This is a genomic window from Corynebacterium sp. SCR221107 (genome assembly GCF_027886475.1).
GTDB lineage: Bacteria > Actinomycetota > Actinomycetes > Mycobacteriales > Mycobacteriaceae > Corynebacterium.
Window position 1 is genome coordinate 2,924,343 of record NZ_CP115670.1, and the last position, 20,826, is coordinate 2,945,168.

The 20,826-nt window shown below is 53.2% G+C and carries 16 protein-coding genes and 1 pseudogene; 7 read left to right on the forward strand and 10 right to left on the reverse strand.

Annotated elements, in window-relative coordinates; translation table 11 throughout:
* Window positions 1–99 precede the first annotated feature (99 nt).
* The gene (locus tag PAB09_RS12755; protein WP_271034007.1) at window positions 100–1,011 is read right to left on the reverse strand and encodes a DUF3800 domain-containing protein; all 912 of its coding nucleotides are present in this window, start codon (window positions 1,009–1,011) and stop codon (window positions 100–102) included.
* A 417-nt stretch (window positions 1,012–1,428) separates the two neighbouring features.
* Between PAB09_RS12755 and PAB09_RS12760 the strand changes: the two genes are divergently transcribed.
* Together PAB09_RS12760 and PAB09_RS12765 are read left to right on the forward strand one after the other, a co-directional pair.
* Window positions 1,429–3,033: a plasmid pRiA4b ORF-3 family protein gene (locus tag PAB09_RS12760; RefSeq protein ID WP_271034008.1), complete on the forward strand. Its 1,605-nt coding sequence runs from the start codon at window positions 1,429–1,431 to the stop codon at window positions 3,031–3,033.
* A 382-nt stretch (window positions 3,034–3,415) separates the two neighbouring features.
* Complete coding sequence (locus PAB09_RS12765; protein ID WP_271034009.1) at window positions 3,416–5,230, forward strand: DNA/RNA helicase domain-containing protein; 1,815 nt, start codon at window positions 3,416–3,418, stop codon at window positions 5,228–5,230.
* Window positions 5,231–5,365: 135 nt separating this feature from the next.
* Here PAB09_RS12765 and PAB09_RS12770 read toward each other — a convergent pair whose 3' ends face one another.
* The gene (locus PAB09_RS12770; protein ID WP_271034010.1) at window positions 5,366–7,741 is read right to left on the reverse strand and encodes a DEAD/DEAH box helicase; all 2,376 of its coding nucleotides are present in this window, start codon (window positions 7,739–7,741) and stop codon (window positions 5,366–5,368) included.
* Window positions 7,742–8,047: 306 nt separating this feature from the next.
* Here PAB09_RS12770 and PAB09_RS12775 point away from each other — a divergent pair, with 306 nt between their 5' ends.
* Entirely contained in the window at window positions 8,048–8,908 is an 861-nt protein-coding gene (locus tag PAB09_RS12775; RefSeq protein WP_271034011.1) for an acetamidase/formamidase family protein, read from the forward strand.
* Between the two features lie 3 nt (window positions 8,909–8,911).
* Here the strand turns inward: PAB09_RS12775 and PAB09_RS12780 are convergent, their stop codons facing one another.
* Window positions 8,912–9,661 (reverse strand): FadR/GntR family transcriptional regulator, encoded by a 750-nt coding sequence (locus PAB09_RS12780; protein ID WP_271034012.1) that lies wholly within the window; start codon window positions 9,659–9,661, stop codon window positions 8,912–8,914.
* Between the two features lie 171 nt (window positions 9,662–9,832).
* Between PAB09_RS12780 and PAB09_RS12785 the strand changes: the two genes are divergently transcribed.
* The 4 genes from PAB09_RS12785 (at window position 9,833) to PAB09_RS12800 (ending at window position 15,091) form a co-directional block, all read left to right on the forward strand.
* Window positions 9,833–10,738, forward strand: a complete 906-nt coding sequence (locus tag PAB09_RS12785; protein ID WP_271034013.1) for a proline iminopeptidase-family hydrolase — start codon at window positions 9,833–9,835, stop codon at window positions 10,736–10,738.
* Between the two features lie 11 nt (window positions 10,739–10,749).
* Window positions 10,750–12,147 carry an APC family permease gene (locus PAB09_RS12790; protein WP_271034014.1) on the forward strand — a complete coding sequence of 466 codons (1,398 nt, stop codon included), beginning with the start codon at window positions 10,750–10,752 and terminating at the stop codon, window positions 12,145–12,147.
* Between the two features lie 821 nt (window positions 12,148–12,968).
* Window positions 12,969–13,172 carry a hypothetical protein gene (locus PAB09_RS12795; protein WP_442873676.1) on the forward strand — a complete coding sequence of 68 codons (204 nt, stop codon included), beginning with the start codon at window positions 12,969–12,971 and terminating at the stop codon, window positions 13,170–13,172.
* A gap of 491 nt (window positions 13,173–13,663) precedes the next feature.
* The gene (locus PAB09_RS12800; RefSeq protein ID WP_271034015.1) at window positions 13,664–15,091 is read left to right on the forward strand and encodes an APC family permease; all 1,428 of its coding nucleotides are present in this window, start codon (window positions 13,664–13,666) and stop codon (window positions 15,089–15,091) included.
* A gap of 150 nt (window positions 15,092–15,241) precedes the next feature.
* On the opposite strand, the gene PAB09_RS12805 is transcribed toward PAB09_RS12800, so the two are convergent.
* From PAB09_RS12805 to PAB09_RS13400, 7 genes and pseudogenes are all read right to left on the reverse strand, one after another.
* The gene (locus PAB09_RS12805; RefSeq protein ID WP_271035402.1) at window positions 15,242–16,204 is read right to left on the reverse strand and encodes an NAD(P)-dependent oxidoreductase; all 963 of its coding nucleotides are present in this window, start codon (window positions 16,202–16,204) and stop codon (window positions 15,242–15,244) included.
* Between the two features lie 8 nt (window positions 16,205–16,212).
* The gene (locus PAB09_RS12810) at window positions 16,213–16,992 is read right to left on the reverse strand and encodes an amino acid ABC transporter ATP-binding protein (RefSeq protein WP_271034016.1); all 780 of its coding nucleotides are present in this window, start codon (window positions 16,990–16,992) and stop codon (window positions 16,213–16,215) included.
* Entirely contained in the window at window positions 16,989–17,900 is a 912-nt protein-coding gene (locus tag PAB09_RS12815; protein ID WP_271034017.1) for an amino acid ABC transporter permease, read from the reverse strand. The genes PAB09_RS12810 and PAB09_RS12815 overlap by 4 nt, the downstream gene beginning before the upstream one ends.
* A 53-nt stretch (window positions 17,901–17,953) precedes the next feature.
* Window positions 17,954–18,883, reverse strand: coding sequence for an ABC transporter substrate-binding protein (locus PAB09_RS12820; RefSeq protein ID WP_271034018.1), 930 nt, complete (start codon window positions 18,881–18,883; stop codon window positions 17,954–17,956).
* Between the two features lie 112 nt (window positions 18,884–18,995).
* Window positions 18,996–20,207: an aminotransferase-like domain-containing protein gene (locus PAB09_RS12825; protein ID WP_051645758.1), complete on the reverse strand. Its 1,212-nt coding sequence runs from the start codon at window positions 20,205–20,207 to the stop codon at window positions 18,996–18,998.
* A 74-nt stretch (window positions 20,208–20,281) separates the two neighbouring features.
* The gene (locus PAB09_RS12830; protein ID WP_333780172.1) at window positions 20,282–20,710 is read right to left on the reverse strand and encodes a cupin domain-containing protein; all 429 of its coding nucleotides are present in this window, start codon (window positions 20,708–20,710) and stop codon (window positions 20,282–20,284) included.
* A 3-nt stretch (window positions 20,711–20,713) separates the two neighbouring features.
* Window positions 20,714–20,794: pseudogene (locus PAB09_RS13400) on the reverse strand (XRE family transcriptional regulator); the annotation flags it as partial.
* Window positions 20,795–20,826: the final 32 nt, after the last annotated feature.

The window sequence follows — 20,826 nt, forward strand, 5'->3', positions numbered from 1 at the left end:
GGTCCTTGGCACCCCTTTTTGCTTGCCGACGCCCACCGCCGCAAGCCCTGGGCGCACCTTTCATGCTGCTGGAAAATGACTACATAAGGTGACAACTGATTACTGATTCAAATCTCTTAGGGTAGCGGCTCTGACGCGGGCTAATTTGCGCATATTTTCTTCGTGGAGTGTTCCACTGGGAATTGAATCAAAAAGCGGACGAGTGGGATACAGGATCTCAGAGTGGTTGAGGTCGTCGACAGCACGAAAATGCAGTCTGAGTTTAGACTCATAAGTAAAGGACCCACGGGCGGTAGAGAGTTGTTTTGCCTTCGGGATCCAGTTGTAACGTGAGTCTTCTACAAGCTGGAACTCGATCGCTCGCTTCGCGAGAGAACAAATCCAATCTGCGAATTGGATGTTTGTAGACAGGCCACTGTCGATGTGCATGGGTGGCTCGATAATTCTTTTCATTTCCCTGTGTTCCGAAGCCCGCCCCAAGATGTGCGCATACATTGTGGGTAATCGTTGGATACGTGACTTTTCATTGATCTGATCCATCATTACCAGAACACGTGAGTCGTGGAAGTCGGCGTGGCGCGCGATACGGTTAAGTGTTTCACGCATGGCAGTTTCTTCCCGCATTCTGAATTCCGCAGGTCCACAGTTTGTTTCTTTTGGGCTACCTATCGGCTTTTCTTCGGCATAGTAGAATAAATTGCCGTCAAGGCGCTTCAGCTTTGAGATTAGAGAACCCAATAGGCGAAGGTTTTGAGGCATTTCCTCGGCAACACGCGCGAATAGAAGGTCAGAGCCTTTCTTTTCCCACCGACCGGGATCAGTATCTGCAGGGATTTCGTTCCTGAAGAATTCCTTCTTACGCTCAGCAAAATAGGCGCCAAACTCGCGGGCATTTTCTTCAGGGATAATGAAGCCTCCATACCCAAATGCAGGGCTGTCACTGAAGCGGGGGTGACTTGGATGAATGAAAGCACCGGTACTGCCGATTTCATCAATGTATGCCAGCAACATTCATGTGACCCTTCTTTTGAAAAAGCACAAGGACCCACATGCTTGCGCACTGAGTCCTTGGAGTTGCTGCCCGGGGCATTCTTGCTTGCGCTCAACCCTGGCTCACAGTGGCCATGTTACATAGTGTTACGAGCACTCACAACCAAGTAAGCAAAGTCATGATGGAAGATGCCGAAACGACTCTTTTGAGAAATCCCAGCATCATCGCTCACGTTAAACAGATATCCATCAAAAGCTCATCAATCCGCTGCCATAAGTCGCAAAACCGATGCACCGCCAGCATTCTCCGAGCTCCAACGATTCGCCTCACCCGCCCCATGCCCAAACCCCAGCTCGCGCAACGCCATGACAAGCGGCCAGGAGCACGCGCATAGCCCGCCCGTGTACAACTATGCCGCGTTCTGGCACACTCTTGGTGTGCCTTCCTTGAGAATCAATGCCGAGCTTATCGATGCCACCCACCCTGTTCAGCGCGTGCTTGACATTCCCGAAGAGACCACGCTTTTCGGAATGCATCTGCTGCTACAAGAGGCGTTTACGTGGGAAGATGTCCATCTTCACGTCTTTGATTGCGGTTCCACCCGGTACTCCAACGCACCGGAGCAGCTGGGCGCGCAGCACGAGGATGACCTGCTGGTGTCCTCCCTCCTCACTGAGATCGGGGCGCAGATGCGCTATACCTATGACCTCGGCGATGATTGGGCGATTCAGTTAACCCTTGTCGGCACAGACCGTCGCCCGCGCAAGAAGGCTACGCTTGTCGACGCCTACGGTGTCGCACCCAGGGAAGACGTCGGCGGCGTCCACGTCTGGGATCAGATGCTTGATGATATCGATCTCGCGGCGCAGGGACGCTTCGATGAGGTGGAGAACCTTGAGGCCATTGAGCTGAACTTTCCGGGAATGAGCTCACTGGAACTCAAATTTAATCTCTTGATGCTCAATGATCAGGAACTCACCCGGATAGGAAACCGAATCAAGCGGGTGGAGGTGACCGCGGTGCCCGAGGAATCCGAAGCCTTCTTCAACCCGGCGGAGGCCGTCATTGCCAGCTTGCGCGACTTGGTCGAAAACCAGGGGCTTTCGCCGGAAGACGCCATCGCCCAGTACAACCAGCAGTTTGATGTGCCGACTGCGAATACCCCTTTCGATGACTTCGATCCTTTTGACGACGATTCCGACGATTTCTTCGATAATCTCTCATTTGAAAGCTCCTTCCTGGAGGATGAGCTGGTTGCCAAGCGCCTGTACAAGAATGCGGTGAAAAATGGCGTCGTCAACGCCATCGCTGAGCATTTCAATAGTCCCCTGGTCACTGAGATGGTGCGCCGCCAGTTGGCGGACACAAAGGAGTTTTCCGACGCGCACGCGCACCTTGTGGGTTCACGGATCCAGGACGTGCTGCGCACGATGTTAAAGAAGCGTCCTTTGGAAAAGAAGGCCCGCGAAATAGTAAAGATCCTCGATTTGGATCCTGACCTCATCACGCCGGCCGAGTTGTGGATGACCTTCTCGGGCTTCTTTCTTTGCGCTCGGGTCGCCGATGCGTCCATCGATTCCCTGCTAGCTACCGACACCACCACACGGATGCTGGCGCTTAGCCCTGCGGAGTTTGCCCGGGAATTCACCACGATGCTTCCCGACGAACAGGGCGAACAATACATCACGTCCATCTTGGCCCTGCTCTACTATGCCTACAACCGCGATGCTGCACGCAGCCTCGCCGTGGTGCATGGCACCGACCCGGATCAGGAAATTGAAGCGTTCCTCATGGACGCCATCGATACCTACTTCGGCCTCGACGACGCGGACAGGGCCGAAGAAAAAGCCGATGAGTTTCTCTCGCGATTCCAATTCGAGATCGAGCCATTCAAGCTCCTGCTCCCGTTCGTCGATAGCCCCTTCGCACCAGGCGATTACCGGGAACCGCCCGCAATGGTCGCCTTCGCACGCGAGTGCCTGCGCAACCTCGACCCTCGCTGGCTATTGCCGACCTCAATGGGCGAAACTCGGAATCCCTAATTCTTCGTGGCTGGGGTGTTCCCGCGCCTCGAGCCTGGAACCATGACGCGTGAACATGAAAGGTACCAGCCATGGACGCCGTGTCCGCCTGAATTCTTCCCTTAGGCGGACACGGCTTTTCGCGCTCGCGGTGGGCGGCTTGCTGAAAGCGATGGATCGCTGCGAACTAGCAAGCTACTTCGCCACGGTGGACCCCATCACGCAATGATTACCCGACCGTGAAACTGGGCGATTAAGTTTAGAGCAGTACGCATTTAGCTTCCCCAACTGACAAATTCTTAATTCTCAAACTATAGAATTTGAGGCGGCTATCTAATCTGTTACTCGGAAGCACTTTGATCAGCCGCAATTACTAGCCATTTACTAAGCTTCGGTGAAATTCATGCCTACCAAGAAGACTTTTCCCAAACCAAAGGTCGTAGTCAAAGAAATCGACTACTCTAACGAGGCTCTTGCTTCACTGTTAGATCCACTGCAAAATGGCGAACTATCTGCCGAGACACGCGAGCTCATTGCTGAGTATCCAACCGTCTATGTTATTTCAAGTGAAGAAGGTCAAAAGACTTCTTTCCGATCTTACGTTGGAGAAACCAACAACATCGTTCAGCGAACCAAGACTCACCTCGTCTCTGACCCACGCTCCGCTTCCCAATCTCAGCGGGAAAAGTGGACCTACTTCCGAGAAAGCAAGTCAAGCCGCCTACATATCATTGGCCATAATTACTTCAACAAGTCGCTTACCCTAGACATTGAAGACAAGATGATGCTCTATTTAACAAGCTCAGAATCATCGCACTCTGTTGACTCTGATCTACGGGAGTCTGCGAATGCACGGCGAAACTCTCAGGGAAAGTACTTTACCAGCAATTTTGTTGATGAAATTTTTTCGCAAATTTGGAGACAACTTAATCTTCTTGACTCAGATCTATTCCCCGCCGAGAAGATTATTCGGGACTCAGCACTATTTAAAGCTTCACCCTTTCACCGCCTCACCCAAGAACAATTAGAAGCAAAAGCGCTTATTCTCAATGCTATAGAGAATAAGTTGACAGATACAGCTCCAAGTGAGGAAGGCAATCTCATTTTTGTTGAGGGAGCAGCTGGAACTGGCAAAACGGTATTACTGAGCAGCATTTTCTTTGAGCTAGCACAAGGAAGTGCTTTTGAAAGCAATCAAATCGAACTGCAAAATTTGGATTGCTACCTACTTTGCAATCATCACGAACAACTACGTGTTTATGAGGAAATCTCCGAAAAGCTTGGTATTTCCAGAAAAGACGAAGAACGAGTTCTTCGCCCCACTCGATTCATTAATAAGCATTCATCTGAGGATAAGGTAGATGTCGTCTTGGTCGATGAGGGGCACTTACTACTAACTCAAGGAGATCAGGGTTACAAAGGCAAGAATCATCTAAAGGATTTACTCGAGAGAGCACGACTGGTGATTTGCATTTTTGATCCGCTGCAAATTCTCAATAGAAAAGGGTACGTGACAACCAGCCAAATCGACGAGATTAGGCACAGCGCAAATACCACCCGAATCGAGCTAAGTCAGCAAATGCGAGTTTCCTCTTTAAAGGCAACAAATTGGATTCGAAGCTTCGTTGACGAAGGACAAATCACCGAGTTTCCGGATGACTATGACTTGCGCGTCTTTGATGATCCACAGGAACTCTATTCTTCGATTTCCGAAAAGGCATCAGAAGTTGAGCATGGACTTTCCCGTCTTCTCGCTACCTACGATTGGGAATGGAAAAGCAAGAAACCTGAAGATGGTGGAACTTGGGATGTCGTGATTGGGGATTTTCGAATGCCCTGGAACTACGCTTTGAAGCCAGAACGAACCCTTTCAAAGAGTGCATGGGCTGAACAGCCACAAACAATTAACGAAGTTGGTTCTACATTCACCATCCAAGGTTTTGATCTCAACTACGCTGGCGTCATTCTTGGGGAGTCGGTCAAATGGGACGAATCTACCCAGCGCGTCATCACGGACAAGAGCAAGTCCTTTAACAAGAATGCGACTTCCAAGAGGACAATCGGTGACACCACGGTGGATGTCTCAGACGAGTTGCTGAGAAATGAGTTGAACGTGCTTCTCACTCGAGGGGTCCATGGCCTCTACATCTACGCAGTTGATCCCGCACTCAGAGCCAAGCTCCTTGAATTTCAGGCTCAATCAACTCCTGGCTCTTAGGGTCCCACCTTTCATTAAGGTGCCGCAGAGTCCAGTTAGGGCATACATCTAGAGATCCACTCAAATAGGCCATTGCCGTAACTGCTCACCATTGATGAAATCCAACAAACCCTATCCTATGAGGAGAGTTCTACCTCATCCAGCCACAAAACCCTCCTTCAGAATCACAGAGCGGCGTTTACGAAACATATTATTCAAGACGGGGACGAGGTGATCATTGAAGTCGTGAACGTTGGCTTCGCGCAAATTGGCCGCCACCTCATCGGCGTCGCGAGTAATTCGCCCAATTTGTTGAATAATGTTGCCTTTAAACCGTGTGGGAGCAGCAAGCACCAGAGTATCCAAAGTAGGGAGATCAAAGCCTTCACCAGCAACTTTATCAATGGCTACTAGGCAGAAACCGTCAACTTCAGCAAGCTTTTTGCGCGTTTCCTCCCTTTCTTTCGACTTTTGACCACCGTAAAGGACGAATGTTGGTATATCTCTCTCCCTTAGTGCAGCAGCCAGCGACTTTACATGGTCCACCCGGTTCGTCAAGAGCAAACAATTCTCGCCTTTTTCGAATGCTTCGGCGGTTACCTTCACCAACAGCTGATTTCGGATCCCATCGTGCGCAAGGCGGTTATATACTCCCGCGATACCTTCCTCAGTCATCACGTTTTCGCCAATTGTAAACTCAGTTTCGTGAATGTGATAGCGGCGTGCAAGGCTCGCAGCATCCCTCTCCAGTGTGATTCTCACAGGTCGGCAGAGCATCGTGATAAGAGGATCCAACCCATCCGAACGGTAAGGAGTTGCCGTCAGACCATACAAATTGCGAACGTTGATTTGATTTAGTGCTGCCTCCATTCCAGGAGCACCAACATTATGGCATTCGTCGACGATGAGCAGCCCGTAGGAATCCAGAAAGCTAAGGTCAGCATCCTTTCGAGCAATGGATTGATTCATAACAAGGTCAATCTTGCCACCCGGTTTCCGCTTGCCAGCGCCCACTTGACCAATGTCGTTTTCTCCTAAGTTGAGAAATTGCATCAACCGCTCACGCCACTGGGATAGTAATTCCTTCTTCGGCACCAAAATCGCAGTCCTAACCCCGAGTCTTGCAATGATTGCGCAGGCCATGACAGTCTTACCCATACCCGGTGCCGCCTTGAGGATTCCCGTCCTCTTCTCCAACATCGCCTCGACCGCCCTTCGCTGCTCAGAGCGCAGCACGCCGGTGAACTCAACGTCAATTCCGGCGGGTTTCGAGTTCAATGTTCTTCGCTGCACTTTATAGCCCGCAGTCTTGACAATCTCTAAAGCCTCTTCAAAACAGCCACGTGGCAGTTTTAGCTGCGTGCCAATCTGTTCATATCGAACAATAAGCCGCGGTGTGCCATAGGTAGACAAGCGTTGCGCCTGCCTACGATAAAACTCCGGATTGTGGATGGCAGCCAGTCGCTTGAGTGCGACGACAGTCGTAGAGTCGATTTGCGAAATATCAATCGATACCTGGGCACCTTGGTGAATCCGTACAGTGGTTCCAGCATTGCCTTTTGCAAGGCCTCGCAGCGTTGCTTTGGTGGGTGCTGCAGGAAGCCCCGGCTCATTTCCGGATTCAATGAAATGAGTGTAGAGCTTGTGTAATTCTCCTGGAGTGGAAGGCTTGATTTCTGCCAATGCGGCGAATTGATCGGGGTAGGGCTCAAACCCCATGGGATCGACAAATACCGTTCGCCCCTCACGCCGCCGATCCCCCTGGAGCGGTAAAGCGATCAGGTTGCCGTAACGAGCCTTTCCACTGGCGTGGCTTGGTAATGTGTCTTGCGCAGGGAAAAAGCGATCAAAGCTGGAAAAGTCGAGGCTTGAATTCCTCATAGCCTCTTGTAGGATTCCCATTCCTACCACTCTCGCTTTGTGCGCGGAGACAGCGTCACTAAAGAATATCCACACGTGCGCGCCCTCGCCCGAGCGCGAAACTTCGATCAGCGGATCAAGTCCATGATTGTCTGCGGCTTCAGCAAAAGAGCGCGCATTCTCCTGCCAGTTCTTATCGTCAAAATCGCAGGCTAAAAGCCGACAGTTATCGTCGGCAAGCAAAACATACAATCCAATATGCAGAGGATTACGACTGCCACCGGTTAGATGCCGGGCAATAACATCATCAGTAAGCGGTACCGGACGACCCTCAACAAGTCTGGGTGACCAGCCTTTCTTGTTCTTCTCCGCCCATTCCCAGGCATATGCGTACACGTCCTTCCGCCCAGAAAACCGGCTACGAAAAAGGGCAATCTTTTCTGCGCTGGATGAGTGCGAATTTATCGGGGGAGATGGTGGCAATTGCTTTTGCCCCGGAGCGCCGGCAGCAGGTGCATGGCGACCAGCAGCCAACTCCAACAAAGGTTCGGGACGCAACCCAGCTTCAAGTATTTTGATGCGCTCTTCGAGTTCAACTTGCTTTAGCTTAAGCTGATCAAGTGCCGCCCGTAGTTGAGCGACTTCACCGATGAGCTCGTCCTTAGCAATCATGAACAGAGTATAACTGTGGCGGTCAGACGTGTTGACGGTTTTAAAGAGGCCCAGACAATGCGGGAAAGGGCGGATCTCAAAAGAAACAAATGAAGACTTGGCGGGCAGAACCGACCTCAGTTCTCCCAAGCACCAAATTCGTAATCACTTTCTTTTCAAGGTTCTTGCCCATCCGCACATGCGATTGCTATCCAAAACCAGCAAGAGCTTCCCACTGGAAAAACTGTCACCTTAAAGGTATTATTAAAGTACCAATAGAACGGAGTAGAGATGCACGTAATTCACAAAGACGACCACGTCTTGTCCATGTCTCCAGAACATCCTGCAAAAGCAATTGCCAAAAGCGGAGAACGTCTTCTGGTTCATACCATGGACTGCTTTTCAGACTCGATTGTCGATGAAAGTCAACTTTTCAGCTCAGTCGGATGGGAATGTATCAACCCTGCAACAGGGCCAATTGCCATTGAGGGGGCCGAGCCTGGGGATACTTTAAAAGTTGAGGTCCTTAGCATCAAGGTGGGATCAGTCGGAACAATGACATCGCACCCCGATTTTGGAGCCCTTCCGGGAACGGTAGAAGAACGTACCCGCAAGATCAAAGTAATTAATGAAGTCATTCAATTTGACGACCGATACAAATTCCCATGTCGCCCCATGATCGGCGTCATTGGCACCGCTCCACAAGTTGATACCGTTCCAACTGGCGAACCCCGTGAACATGGCGGCAACATGGATACGAAAGAAATAGTTGCTGGATCGACTTTGTATTTGCCCGTCAATGTCGAAGGCGCAAATCTAGCCCTAGGGGATGTACACGCCATTATGGGCGATGGTGAGGTTGCAGTTTGTGGCCTAGAGATTGCGGCAGAAGTAGAAATTGAGGTCTCTCTAATTAAGGGACAACCACTTCCTTTGCCCTTCCTAGTATCCGGAGATAGCGCATACACAATTGCATCAGATCGCAACCTTCACACCGCTGTGCAAGAATCTGTTCGCATGATGAGAGACTGGATTTCGTCCAATTCAACTTTGGATCCCACAGATACCCTGCTTCTCTTATCACTAAGAGGGGACACCCAAATCAGCCAAATCGTCGACCCACAGATGACAGCTCGTTTCAGAGTCCCACTTGACCTCATCGGGGCATATAACATCGAGTTGCCTTAGAAATTAACACTCACATTCAGTGCTCGAGCGAACTGCCCGGGCACTTTTTTCTGCATATCTTCGTGCCGATTCGATCATCTCTAGGTCAATTTGGGCATGAACTTGAGCCAATCTCGAGGCCTCCACCGTCATCTTCTGCCTGATCAGGTCAAGTAGCCTTCTATGATCCTGCAAGGCACGAGCCTCCATTCTGGCATGTTCCTCTCCAATCCCCCAAGGATGATGCGGCGCCGAAAGGCTTACCCGCTGCTCAAGAAACATCAAGGCATCCGTCAGCGCAGGAACATGAGCAGCTTCGCAAATCGCCATATGGAAATTGGAGTCAGCAATCTGTTTGGCACGACCAGACTCGGCAGACTCAAATTCCGATAACCGCAGTTCCAGCAGTCGAAGGTCCTCAAAATTACGATTCTCAGCCGCAGCCTCACAGATCGCACCTTGGATTCGAGAGGCACCATCAATAGCTGCCTTTATTTCTGCAAACCTCTCTCGAAGGGCCCTGGCAGCAGCCGTATCGTCTACACGATTCGTAGTGACAAAGTACCCACCTCCCCGTCCAACTCGCACTTCCAGCAGACCCGCCGAGCTAATCTCTTGCAGAGCAGTGCGCATAGTTACCCGAGACACCGACAGCCTCTGAGCTAGCTCTCTTTCCGCCGGCAATCGCGTCCCCGGCAAATACTCACCCACGAGAAGTGCGCTGAGTAACCGATCTCGCACTTCATCGGAACGAGTTCCTGCTTGAATTCGCATTCCTCAAGCTTTCTTCTGAAACGACCTAGACAATCAACTTGAGGATACATTCCCTACCCCTCATAGCCCCATTTCCCTCAAACCTATTGCTTAATAGAAATATGGACGGTATAAAAGGTATTGCGGCTATTCCTTTAACGAACTTCCCAGTTCAGAAAGTGAGGCTTCCGAATGTCTAATGTCGTAGAACGACAAATTCCCTTCGCCAATGGTTTCACCTGGGTGCGCATCACAGAGCCAGCGAATCCCACTGAAACCGCGTTGCCGCTAATCGTTCTTCATGGCGGCCCTGGCTTTTGCCATAACTACCTTCGTCCTCTCGAAGAACTCGCCGATTTAACAGGCCGAACAATCATTCACTATGATCAGTACGGTTGTGGAAACTCGACTCATGAACCGGACACATCAGCCGATTTTTGGACACCTGCATTATTTGTTGAGGAGTTTGAAAACCTGGTCACGTCGCTAGGCATCAATAGTGCGCATATTCTAGGCCAATCATGGGGAGGAATGCTTGCCGCAGAACTTGGCGTACGAAAACTTCCGGTAATAAAGTCGCTCATGATTTGCAATTCACCAGCCTCGATGCAGCTTTGGTCCCGAGCAGCCGACGAACTACGTTCTCATCTTCCTAGCGAAATCCAAGATACGCTCGCCAAGTACGAGGCAGCAGAGGATTATGACAACTCAGAATATGTCGAAGCTGCAGAGTATTACGACAGTCAGCATGTGATTCGGATCCCGGGAGGTCACCCTGCCTATGAGGAGTCCAAAAGGCAGGTTGAAAAAGATCCCACTGTATATCACACAATGAATGGTCCAAATGAATTCCACGTAGTTGGAACCTTGAAGAATTGGTCAATTATAGATCGGCTGCCTCAGATTAGTGTGCCAACCCTCGTTCTAGCAGGCGAGTTTGACGAGGCACAACCTATTGTGTGGCGACCTTTTGTGGAACGAATTCCAAAGGTTGAATCCGTGGTAATCGAGGGAGCTAGTCATGCTTCTCACCTAGAAAAACCAGACCAGTTTAACGAAATTGTCTCCCGATTCATGTCGGATCATGATCTTTCTTGAGAGAGGTTCTCATGTCAGAAATGCTATCTGCTGAAAAGGCCACCGCACAGTTAGAAGAGTTCGGATATAAGCAGGAACTTTCTCGAACTGTTTCTACGTTTGACCTCGTTGTTTACGGCCTTGTATTTATGGTTCCAATTGCTCCTTGGGCCATTTTTGGCACTGTCTACAACGAGTCAAAAGGTATGGTTCCACTTGTCTACCTCATCGGCGTGATCGCGATGATCTTCACCGCCTTAAGCTATTCACAAATGGCGAAGGCATTTCCTCTCGCCGGAGGTGTATTCAGTTACGTCGGTCGCGGCATCAACCCAAGCATTGGCTTCTTTGCAGGTTGGCTCATGCTGTTGGACTATCTTCTAATTCCGACATTGCTTTACATCATGGCCTCGGAATCTATGGTGGGACTGTTCCCGGGAACACCACGATGGATGTGGGGCTTGGTCTTTGTCATACTCAACGTATCGGTGAATCTCATGGGCGTTTCTTCCCTCAAGATTATGAACCGCATCTTCCTTGTAATGGAGCTATGTTTCGTCATTGCCTTTTTTGCCATCGCGATCATTGGACTCTCCGGAAACAAACTTCCCGAAGCTCACTGGTCTATGGATCCGATCTGGAACAGCGACTACGTAACTCCATCCCTGCTAGCAGCTGCACTTTCCATTGCGGTCCTGAGCTTTCTAGGATTTGACGGCATTTCTACCCTTGCCGAAGAAACCACAAGTGGTTCAAAGGCTCCGGGCAAGGCTATGATCATCGGTCTTATCACCGTCGCAGCCCTTTTCATTTCCCAAACTTGGTTAGCTTCGATGCTTGCCGGTAACTTCCACGAGGTACCAGAAGACAAAGTCGGAAACTATTTCTTCGATCTAGTTCAACAAGTTGCTGGAACTGGCGTTGTTAATGCCTTCTTCGTCTGCAACGTCCTGGCCGTAGGTATTGCAAACTCTATGGCGGCTCAAGCTGCAACATCACGACTCCTGTTCTCAATGGCTCGTGATAAGCAGATCCCAACCTATTTGCGACACATCAATTCTAAAAAGGTTCCAAGTTATGCCATCCTTACGGTGGGTGCGCTCTCGGCTGTTTTAGTTGTCGCTTTTGCTGGCCAAATTGACACAATGAGTTCAATGGTTAATTTTGGTGCTCTCGCTTCTTTCTCGCTCCTCCATATCGCCGTCATTTGGTATTACCTTAAGACAAAACAGTCCAGGAACTTCATTTCTCACCTGGTATTACCACTCATTGGTTTCTGCATTATTTTTTACGTGCTAATCAATGCAGGGGTTGAGGCACATGTAGCTGGCGGTGCATGGTTCCTGGTAGGTTGTGGCGTATTTGCTTACAACAAGCTCAAGGGCAATTCGATTGAGATTCGCGGGGAAAACGAATCGGTCGATTTCTAGAAATAGCATTTCACCAAGCGACGATTTTCCGATATCCGACTAGATTTGAAATCGTGTGAAGATTATGAGCTTCAGCCCTGTGTGCCACTGACTGCTTCATAGCAGCAGTCAGTGGCACACAGGGATTACTTTTTGCTAGTAAGTTTTCCTATTCACTAAAAACAGATCTAACACCTGTTAAGCAGAGTTGGCACCTAAAGCTAGAACCCACGCAAGCCAGTGAAGACTTTAGTGAAGACCTTAGACACTTTAGACACAATGGGGCAAGCACCCGGCCTTAGCCGTCAGTAAGTTGGTGCCGGTACGTATTTAGGCCAGGTTTGACAAAAATATATCAACATTGAGTTCGTCTGCCCTTAACGAGGGTCGCAATCAGCCGTCCTCGTAGACAAATTTGGCACCTCCTTTTAGATGCAAACAAATTTCTAAAGACCATTCCCTCTTGTGCCAGTCAATAAGCCGACCTGCGTTTACCCTCAATCTGTACACACACCCAATTAGTGTCTTTCGGCTACGCATACGTTGTTAGATGGGTTTGGATGCAGGGCTGTCAATTCAAGCGGAAAAAGGCGGTCCCCGCATCTTTGCAGGGACCGCCTTTGTTGGGGAGTTATCTTCCCGTTAGCACTTCGCGGATGGCAGAGGAGTTTTGCGCAATGCGCACTATAGAAACTATTAATTCGAGATAGATTCGGATCAGCATCATCACCAAAGACGATGCCGGTCGTGGAATTGAAACTGTAAGAAGAAAGCAAGGCCTGCTCGTTCACGAGCCAGCTCTTGCAGACCTCTCTGATGTCGACCGCACCTTCTTGCTGTATATGGCTCAAGACGATGGGCCGTCGAAGATCTCGGATATCGCCGAACGCTTCGGCAAGCAGGGCAGCTACGTCGGCAATTACCGCCGCCGCCTCATTGACGCCGAGATGATTACCCCAACCGCCCGCGGCGAGGTCACGTTCACCCTGCCGTATCTCAGGGATTACCTGCGCGAACACGCTGCCAGCCCCGTTGCCGATGTCTGATACTGCCAAGCCGGGAATGAACCCAGCTCAACCGCACACCCGCCGACGGCGGGCATCGAAGAAATGCGTGAAAAGCGGCGGAGTAAGAACCGCTTTAGCCGGTACTAGAAGGCCATAGGGGCCAAGAGAATTCCCCCACTCATAGTGGTGATTTAACCGAGCCTTCTTGGTTGCACCACCCAGTGGGTAGGCAACGGAGCGTCGAGGCCATTCAGCCGGATTCTACTTCCACTTTTTGAATTTAACGATTGACCTATAGAAACTCATTGGTTTAAGCTTTGTGCTGATCACCGTATGTTGGTCGATCGCAGAATCTTTTTATCAATACCTTTTCATAACTCACAAGCGGGCCGGCACCACGCGCGAAGCGTCGCCCTGCCACCGCATCGTGAATTCCCTTGCGCACCCCAGGGCGTGCGAAGCCACAAGACTGCACGGGACTTCCGCCGAGGGGCCGCAAGAACAACAAATCAATGAAGGAGTGGGGAGAAATGGCTATTCTTGCCCCGAACGTATCCACGCGCGCCGCCGAGCCGGGCGAGAACACCCAGCTTTCGGCCGGAACCTTGGGCGTGGGCTCGATCGTTTTCATGGTCATCGCCGCCGCGGCACCGCTGACCAACATCGGGGCGGTGGTTCCGCTGGGGATCATCAGCGGCAACGGGGCCGGTTTCCCGGCCATGTACGCGATCAGCGCACTGATCCTCCTGGTCTTTTCGGTGGGCCTGACCACAATGGCCCGGCGCATTAGCGAGCCCGGGGCATTCTTTTCCTACGTGGAGGCATCCATGGGGCGTCGGCTCGGAATGAGCACGGCCTACCTTGCCATCTTGACCTACACCGCCGTGCAGTACGCGGTCTACACCTATCTTGGATCCCAGCTTTCCCACTTGGCATCGATGATCGGGATTGACCTGCCCTGGTGGGTCTTTACCGTGCTCATGGTCGCCGTCGTGGGAACCCTGGGGTATCGGCACATCGAGCTCAGCTCCAAGGCATTGGGCGTTGCCCTCATCGGCGAAATCGGTATCACGCTGGTCATCGTCGCAGGCATCGTACTCAAAGGCGGTGCCGAAGGGCTGAGCATGACCTCCTTCGAGCCCTCGACGATTCTTTCCGGCACGCCCGGCGTGGGCCTCATGCTGGCGTTCGCCTGCTTCATCGGCTTCGAGTCCACCACGGTCTTCCGCAGCGAGGCCAAAGACGCGGACACGACCATCCCGCGGGCAACTTTCGTCGCGGTCAGCGTGATCGGTGTGTTCTACACGCTGTCGGCCTGGGCGATCGTCGAGGCCTGGGGACCGAACCACGTCGCCGAGGTGGCCGCGGCCGACCCGGAGGCAATGGTGATCACCACCGCCGTGGACTACGCGGGCCCCTGGGCCGGAGTTGTGGTACAGATCCTGCTGCTGACCAGCCTTTTTGCAGCCGCGCTATCCTTCCACAATGTGATCTCACGCTACCAGCACGCCGTGGCACGCAAGGGCTGCTTGCCCGGCCCCATCGCGCTTATTCACTACCGCCACCACTCGCCGCATAACTCCTCCCTGCTGCAGTCGGCGACAGTTGTGGTCCTCACGCTGGTCTGCGCCGCGCTGGGCTTCGATCCGGTCCTGGAGCTGTTTACCTGGGGCGCAGGCCTTGCCACCTTCACCATGGTGTGGCTCATGCTCGTCGTCGACGTAGCCATCCTCCTCTACTTCCGCACCCACCCCGCCGGCAAGGACAGCGCCTTCAAGCGCATCTACGCACCCTTGCTCGCACTCGCCGGCCTGGGCATCGCGGGCTACTTCATCACCACCAACCTCGTGAGCCTGGTCGGCGGCTCCATCACGGTGGCCTGGGTCCTGGGACTCTCGGCGCCGGTGGTCTTTTTCGCCGGGTGGCTCGTAGCTAAGTTCACCGAAGAGCCGGCATAGAGCCCGCGTGATTTCGGGCCGCAGTCGCGTCATTGACGCACTGTGGCCTGTTTTTTTGCTTTCCGACGATCAATGAAGGGCCTCCCGCTGCGCGGGAGGCCCTGTGTGTAGGGGAGCGTGCCGCCTTGGCCGTCGGCAAGCGTAATGCAACTACTTGAGGTAGTCGATGATCGACAGCGCTGGCTGCTGGGCATAGAGCAGCTCGGAGGTGGTCGAGAGGAAGGCAATATGGGGCGTGAGCAGCACGTCCGGTGCGCCCGTCAGTTCGGGTGCACCCTGCGGGGGCTCGACGGCGAGGACATCGGCGACGTAGGCGCGCAGACTCCCAGCCGCAAGGGCCCTGCGGATATCGCCCTCGACCACTAAATCGCCGCGCGATACATTGCACACAATCGTTGATGGTTGGAGCCTCGCTAGAAATGCCTCATTTACTATCCCCCTGGTCGCGGGGGTGGAGGGGACATGGAGGCTCAGCACGTCGCTGGCCGAGAGCAGCCGGGCTTCGTCCACCAGCCGCACACCCGCGGGGACACGTCCGTGCGGTGCGGCCGCGACGAAGGGATCATAGGCCACGATGTCCCTAAACAGGGGCGCCGCGAGCCGGGCGAGCTCAGCACCGATCCGGCCCAGGCCATAAAGACCCAGCGTGAGCTCGCTCAACCGGCGCGGCCGCCAAGAAAACTCCTCGGTCCAGCCACCTTTTGCTACGGTCTGCAGTCCAGGGATCAGGCCGCGTTCGGCGGCAAGGATGAGCGCGAGTGCGTGGGAGGCCACCTCCTCCGAGGCCACGCCCGCGAGGTTGAGTACGGCGATGTTGCGCCGGCGGGCAGTCTCGACATCGACCATATCGGTACCTACCGAGCAGGTGGCAATGACCTTGAGGTCCGGGAAAGCGTCCATCACCTCGGGCGTGATCCGCGCCCAACCCACGATCATGCCCACGGCCGTTTCAGCACCCGGCGATAGAGTTGGAGTGCCGGTGTGCATGGCGCCGGTGGGAAGGTCCAAGCGAAGCGTCGAATATCCGGCCCCATGAAGTGCAGCTTCGGCTGGGGCCGGATCGAGATCAGTGATATCACTGAAGACGATCAGACCCCGGCCGGTGGGTTCCATGCTCACGGCTACTGGATCCCTTCTAGCTGCAGGAACTTCCGGGTACGCTCGGCCTGCGGGTTGCCGATCACTTGCTCCGGCGCGCCCTGCTCCACGATGTATCCCTTGTCCATGAAGATGATCCGGTCACTCACGTCGCGGGCGAAGGGAATCTCGTGGGTCACGATGATCATCGTCATCCCGTCGTTCGCCAGGTCACGCATGACGCGGAGCACATCGCCCACCAGCTCCGGGTCTAGCGCGGAGGTCGGCTCGTCGAAAAGCAACAGATCCGGTTCCATAGCCAGCGCGCGGGCGATGGCCACGCGCTGCTGCTGGCCGCCGGAGAGTTGGGAGGGATACAGGTCCGCCTTCTCCTTGAGGCCGACCTTATCCAGGAGTTCGAGGGCGTGCAGATGGGCCTCGTTGCGCATTCGCTTGCGCACAATGATTGGGGCCTCCACAATATTTTCGAGCGCCGTCTTGTGGCTAAACAGGTTGAACCGCTGAAACACCATTCCCACGGCACGGCGCTGATCCGCGATCTCGCGTCGGCGCAGCTCATAGAGCTTGCCGTTCTTCTCGCGGTAGCCCAGGTACTCACCGTTGATCTTGATCTCTCCCGAATCCGGCATCTCCAGCCGGTTCAGACACCGCAGGAAGGTGGACTTTCCAGAACCCGAGGGCCCCAGGATGGAGACCACCTCGCCGCGTCTGACGGACATAGAGATGTCGTGCAGCACCACATTGTCCCCGAAGGACTTGCGGATGTGCAGCGCCTCGATCACGGGCGTGTCACGACTAATCATGCTGCTTGCTCCTTTCGGGAGGGGACGAGTGCCCTTGCATAGGAAGTAAGACCCCGCTTGGTGGGCGTTAGCTGCCCCTTGCTCTTTCCGAGCCGCTTTTCTAGGTAGGCTTGGCCGACGGTGGCAACGGAGGTCAGTGCTAGGTACCAGAGGCTCGCCACGATAAACATCTCCATGCGAGTGAAGTCGGTAGCACCGACCGCCTGTGCGCGAGTCAGCAGGTCACCAGCGCCGATCACGGATACCAGGGAGGTCTCCTTCAAGAGCGTGACCAGCTCATTACCCATCGGGGGAACGATGCTGCGCATCGCCTGCGGCAGGACGATCCGCCGCATCGCTTGACCGTCCGTCATGGACAAGGCCTCGGCCGCCTCCTGCTGACCAGAGTCAACAGAAACCAAGCCCCCGCGGATGATTTCGGATGAGTATGCGGCCTCATTCAGCGACAGCCCTAGGATCGCCGCAAACAATGGGGTGATGAATTCCGTGGTGTTCACCGAGAAGAACACGAAATCGAGGGCCGGAAGGAACAACGCCAGGTTGAACCAGATGAGGATCTGCACCAGGATCGGCGTTCCCCTAAACAGCCACACGAAAAAGGAGGAAATCGCGACGAGAACCTTGTTTCGGGAGATACGCATAATCGCTAAGATGGTACCGCCGATTATGCCCAAGACCATGCTCACCACAGTGAGGACCACGGTGATCCACAGGCCATTCATCAAGGTATCGAGGAACATCCTGCTTCCGATAACGTCCCACCTGATGAGGCCATTGGCCTTAATATCAAAGGCCAGCTTGACCAGCAACAGGATGATTAGGGCGGCAGCAACAACGTTTCCATAGTGCCGGAGCGGGACGACCTCCTTTGGCTTCCACTCGGCACCTTGAGGCTTTTCGCTTGTCATGAGAACTGACCTACCTTGATCTAATTCGGTTCCCGATCGGGAATCCGGCTGATTTACTTGCCGCCACCGTTAATGGTGGCCTCCGTCAATGCGCCGGTTGCCACATCGTGGGACTGAAGGATCTCCTCGTAGGTACCGTCATCCATGAGCGACTGCAGGGACGCCTGGATCGCCTTTTGAAGTTCAGTGTCGCCCTTGCGGAACACATAACCCAGGGGCTGCATGGCCGCAGGCTCAGCGTTGGCCACCTTGAACTGGTTGCCGCCGCCGACGTTCTTTGCGTTGTACTGGGCAACCGGATCCTGGCTTACCACGCCCACCGCGCGGCCGTTTTGTACCTGGAGAAGTGCGTCATTATCAGTCTGCAAGGCAAGGATGTCGATCGGGCTGTCTTTGCAGGTGGTGGAGTTGAGCTCCTTGAGGAACGTCTCCTGCGCCGAAGAGGTCAAGACACTGACAGTCTTCCCGCACAGGTCCGGGAAGTCAGTGATGTTATTGGGATTATCCTTGGTGACCACGATCGACTGGCCGGCCGAAAAGTAATCCACGAAGTCGTAATTAGCCTGACGCTCAGCATTGTCGGTCATGGCACCGACCACCGTGTCGAAACGCTTGGAGTCCAGAGATGGCAGAAGCGAATCGAAGGCGATGTTTTCCATGGTGTAGCTCACGCCAAGTCGATCCACCACCGCCTGGAATAGGTCGGGATCGAGGCCGACGACGGTATTTCCATCCTCGGCAAGGTACTCGTAGGGCGGATAGAAAGCTTCAGTTCCTACCTTGATGGTTCCGGAATCTTTAATCTCCTGAGGGAGCATGTCATGCAGTGCCGAATCGACTTCGACGGAAACGCTTGCCGCTGCAGCTGAGGTCTCAGTCGAGCTGGAGGAATCGGATGAACAGCTTACTAGGGAAAATGCGGCCGCAGATGTGGCAATGATCGAGCCAACAGCCTTGAAGAGTTTAGAAGCGGGCAACATCATCGTGTGCTCCTTTGAGAGGGTCCGTGAAGGTTGTCTGGGGGTTATTGCTGATGCAACAACCCCCAGAATATCTATACATCGACCGTTTTACAAGTGCGCAAACAATATTTACTTACAGGCAATTTATTAATTGTTTCTCCACGACCTTGCCGAGGCGCCGAGCACCCTGGATCAACCGCTTTTCCGGTACTTGAGAAAAGGCAAGGCGCAATTCATTGCGACCTTCCGAGCCTGCATAAAAGGCAGTGCCTGGAATAAACAGCACTCCATCATTAATAGCCGACTGCAGCATGACCTCGGAGTCGCACCCTTCAGGCAAGGTCAACCAAGTAAAGAAACCACCTTCAGGGTGAATCCAGGACACTCCTTCGGGCATAAAAGTGTCCAAGCCTTCAAATAGTGCCTCCATGCGCCTGCGATAATGCCCCACCGCCACCTCGAGATTCGACGCCCAGTCCGAATGCAAGAAATAAGAAGTGGCCAATACCTGGCTATACACAGACGGGCAGATAGCGGCGTTCTCAGCAGCCGCCTCCAGCAAGACCCGAAGCTCGACCGGAGCCGCCACCCATCCCAGCCGGAGACCAGGGGAGAATATCTTTGAAAGGGAACCGAGGTAAATGACGTTTTCTGGATCAATCTCCTTGAAGGATTCCGGCCTATGGTCGGTAAATGAAATAAGACCGTAAGGATTATCCTCGACGATCACTATTTCGGCCTCGCGACAAAGCTGTGCAATGACTCTTCTACGAGAATTCGACATGGTCACACCCGTAGGATTGGCAAAAGTTGGAATCAGATAGAGAAATTTCACAGCGTCGCCATTGCGGCGGCAGCGCTCGATCTCCTCCCGCAAGGCAACTGGGCAAATCCCCTGCTCATCGGATCGCAACTGAATGACCTTCGCCTCCATGCCTTGAAACGTATTGATGGCACCGGGGTAGGTGGGAGAGGTCGTAAGCACGACGTCGCCGGGATTAATAAAAAGCTTTGAGATAAGGTCGAGCCCCATTTGCGAACCACTGGTTACGAGGAATTCCTCCGAGCTTGCAGAAATCCCTTCGAGATTCATCAGCTCGATCATCTGCTCTATGAAAGGGTCATAACCTTTTGTTGCACCATATTGGAATGCAATTTTCCCCTTTTCAAGGACGGATTCTTGGGCACGTGTGGCAAGCTCCTCAAGCGGCAGGAATCCAAGATCTGGGTTTCCCCCAGCCAGTGAAATGCAATCCTCGCCCAGCTCTAGATTGAACACCGCACGGATGGGCGAGGGCTTATAGAAATGAGAACGCCTAGCTAGGCGCGTGGAGAACGTGCTCATCAGACTCCTTTAACTGTCATTAGTTAGATACTCTTTCGCACGCTCACCCCCTTACGTAGGGGACAACTAGTGCGTCAGAAACCTGAATTCCACGGGGCGGGAATGAGCGTCCACATGATCCGCGTCTCCACCGAGGGATCAGCAGATCGCCACGTGTGCGGCTCCCTACCACTGAAGGTCAAGGTATCGCCCGCCTTCAATGACCAGTGGTTTCCATTGAGATTGAAATCCACCTCACCACTTAGCACGGTCAAGACATCTACTTCGCAGTTGATGGTGTACAGCTCATCGCCACCCGAACCCGTTTCACCCTGGTCAACCACGGTAAGCACGATCTGACAGCGACGCTCCGAGCGTGGGCTCAACAAGTACTCAGTGACATGCTCGCCACCAAGGTTAATGCGTGGCGCGCGCTCCAATGAGGTCAAGTGAGAGTCCGGCTCATGAAACAAATCCCCTACGGAGATATGCAGAACGTCGCAAATCTGGACCAAGGTACTCACACTGGGCGAGGTTTGGTCACGCTCAACACGAGAGATAAAACCCTTGCTCAACCCCGTGACCTGCGAAAGCTGGTCAATGGTCATTTGCCTCGCTTGCCTAGTTGCGCGAATGCGGG

Bases quoted from the DNA above. Each gene is read 5' to 3' on its own strand.
- PAB09_RS12795 (WP_442873676.1), top strand. From the start codon at position 12,969: ATGGCTCAAGACGATGGGCCGTCGAAGATCTCGGATATCGCCGAACGC.
- PAB09_RS12805 (WP_271035402.1), bottom strand. From the start codon at position 16,204: ATGGAACCCACCGGCCGGGGTCTGATCGTCTTCAGTGATATCACTGAT.
- PAB09_RS12790 (WP_271034014.1), top strand. From the start codon at position 10,750: ATGTCAGAAATGCTATCTGCTGAAAAGGCCACCGCACAGTTAGAAGAG.
- PAB09_RS12775 (WP_271034011.1), top strand. From the start codon at position 8,048: ATGTCTCCAGAACATCCTGCAAAAGCAATTGCCAAAAGCGGAGAACGT.
- PAB09_RS12825 (WP_051645758.1), bottom strand. From the start codon at position 20,207: ATGAGCACGTTCTCCACGCGCCTAGCTAGGCGTTCTCATTTCTATAAG.
- PAB09_RS12800 (WP_271034015.1), top strand. From the start codon at position 13,664: ATGGCTATTCTTGCCCCGAACGTATCCACGCGCGCCGCCGAGCCGGGC.
- PAB09_RS12815 (WP_271034017.1), bottom strand. From the start codon at position 17,900: ATGACAAGCGAAAAGCCTCAAGGTGCCGAGTGGAAGCCAAAGGAGGTC.
- PAB09_RS12820 (WP_271034018.1), bottom strand. From the start codon at position 18,883: ATGATGTTGCCCGCTTCTAAACTCTTCAAGGCTGTTGGCTCGATCATT.
- PAB09_RS12785 (WP_271034013.1), top strand. From the start codon at position 9,833: ATGTCTAATGTCGTAGAACGACAAATTCCCTTCGCCAATGGTTTCACC.
- PAB09_RS12765 (WP_271034009.1), top strand. From the start codon at position 3,416: ATGCCTACCAAGAAGACTTTTCCCAAACCAAAGGTCGTAGTCAAAGAA.
- PAB09_RS12780 (WP_271034012.1), bottom strand. From the start codon at position 9,661: ATGCGAATTCAAGCAGGAACTCGTTCCGATGAAGTGCGAGATCGGTTA.
- PAB09_RS12770 (WP_271034010.1), bottom strand. From the start codon at position 7,741: ATGATTGCTAAGGACGAGCTCATCGGTGAAGTCGCTCAACTACGGGCG.
- PAB09_RS12810 (WP_271034016.1), bottom strand. From the start codon at position 16,992: ATGATTAGTCGTGACACGCCCGTGATCGAGGCGCTGCACATCCGCAAG.
- PAB09_RS12755 (WP_271034007.1), bottom strand. From the start codon at position 1,011: ATGTTGCTGGCATACATTGATGAAATCGGCAGTACCGGTGCTTTCATT.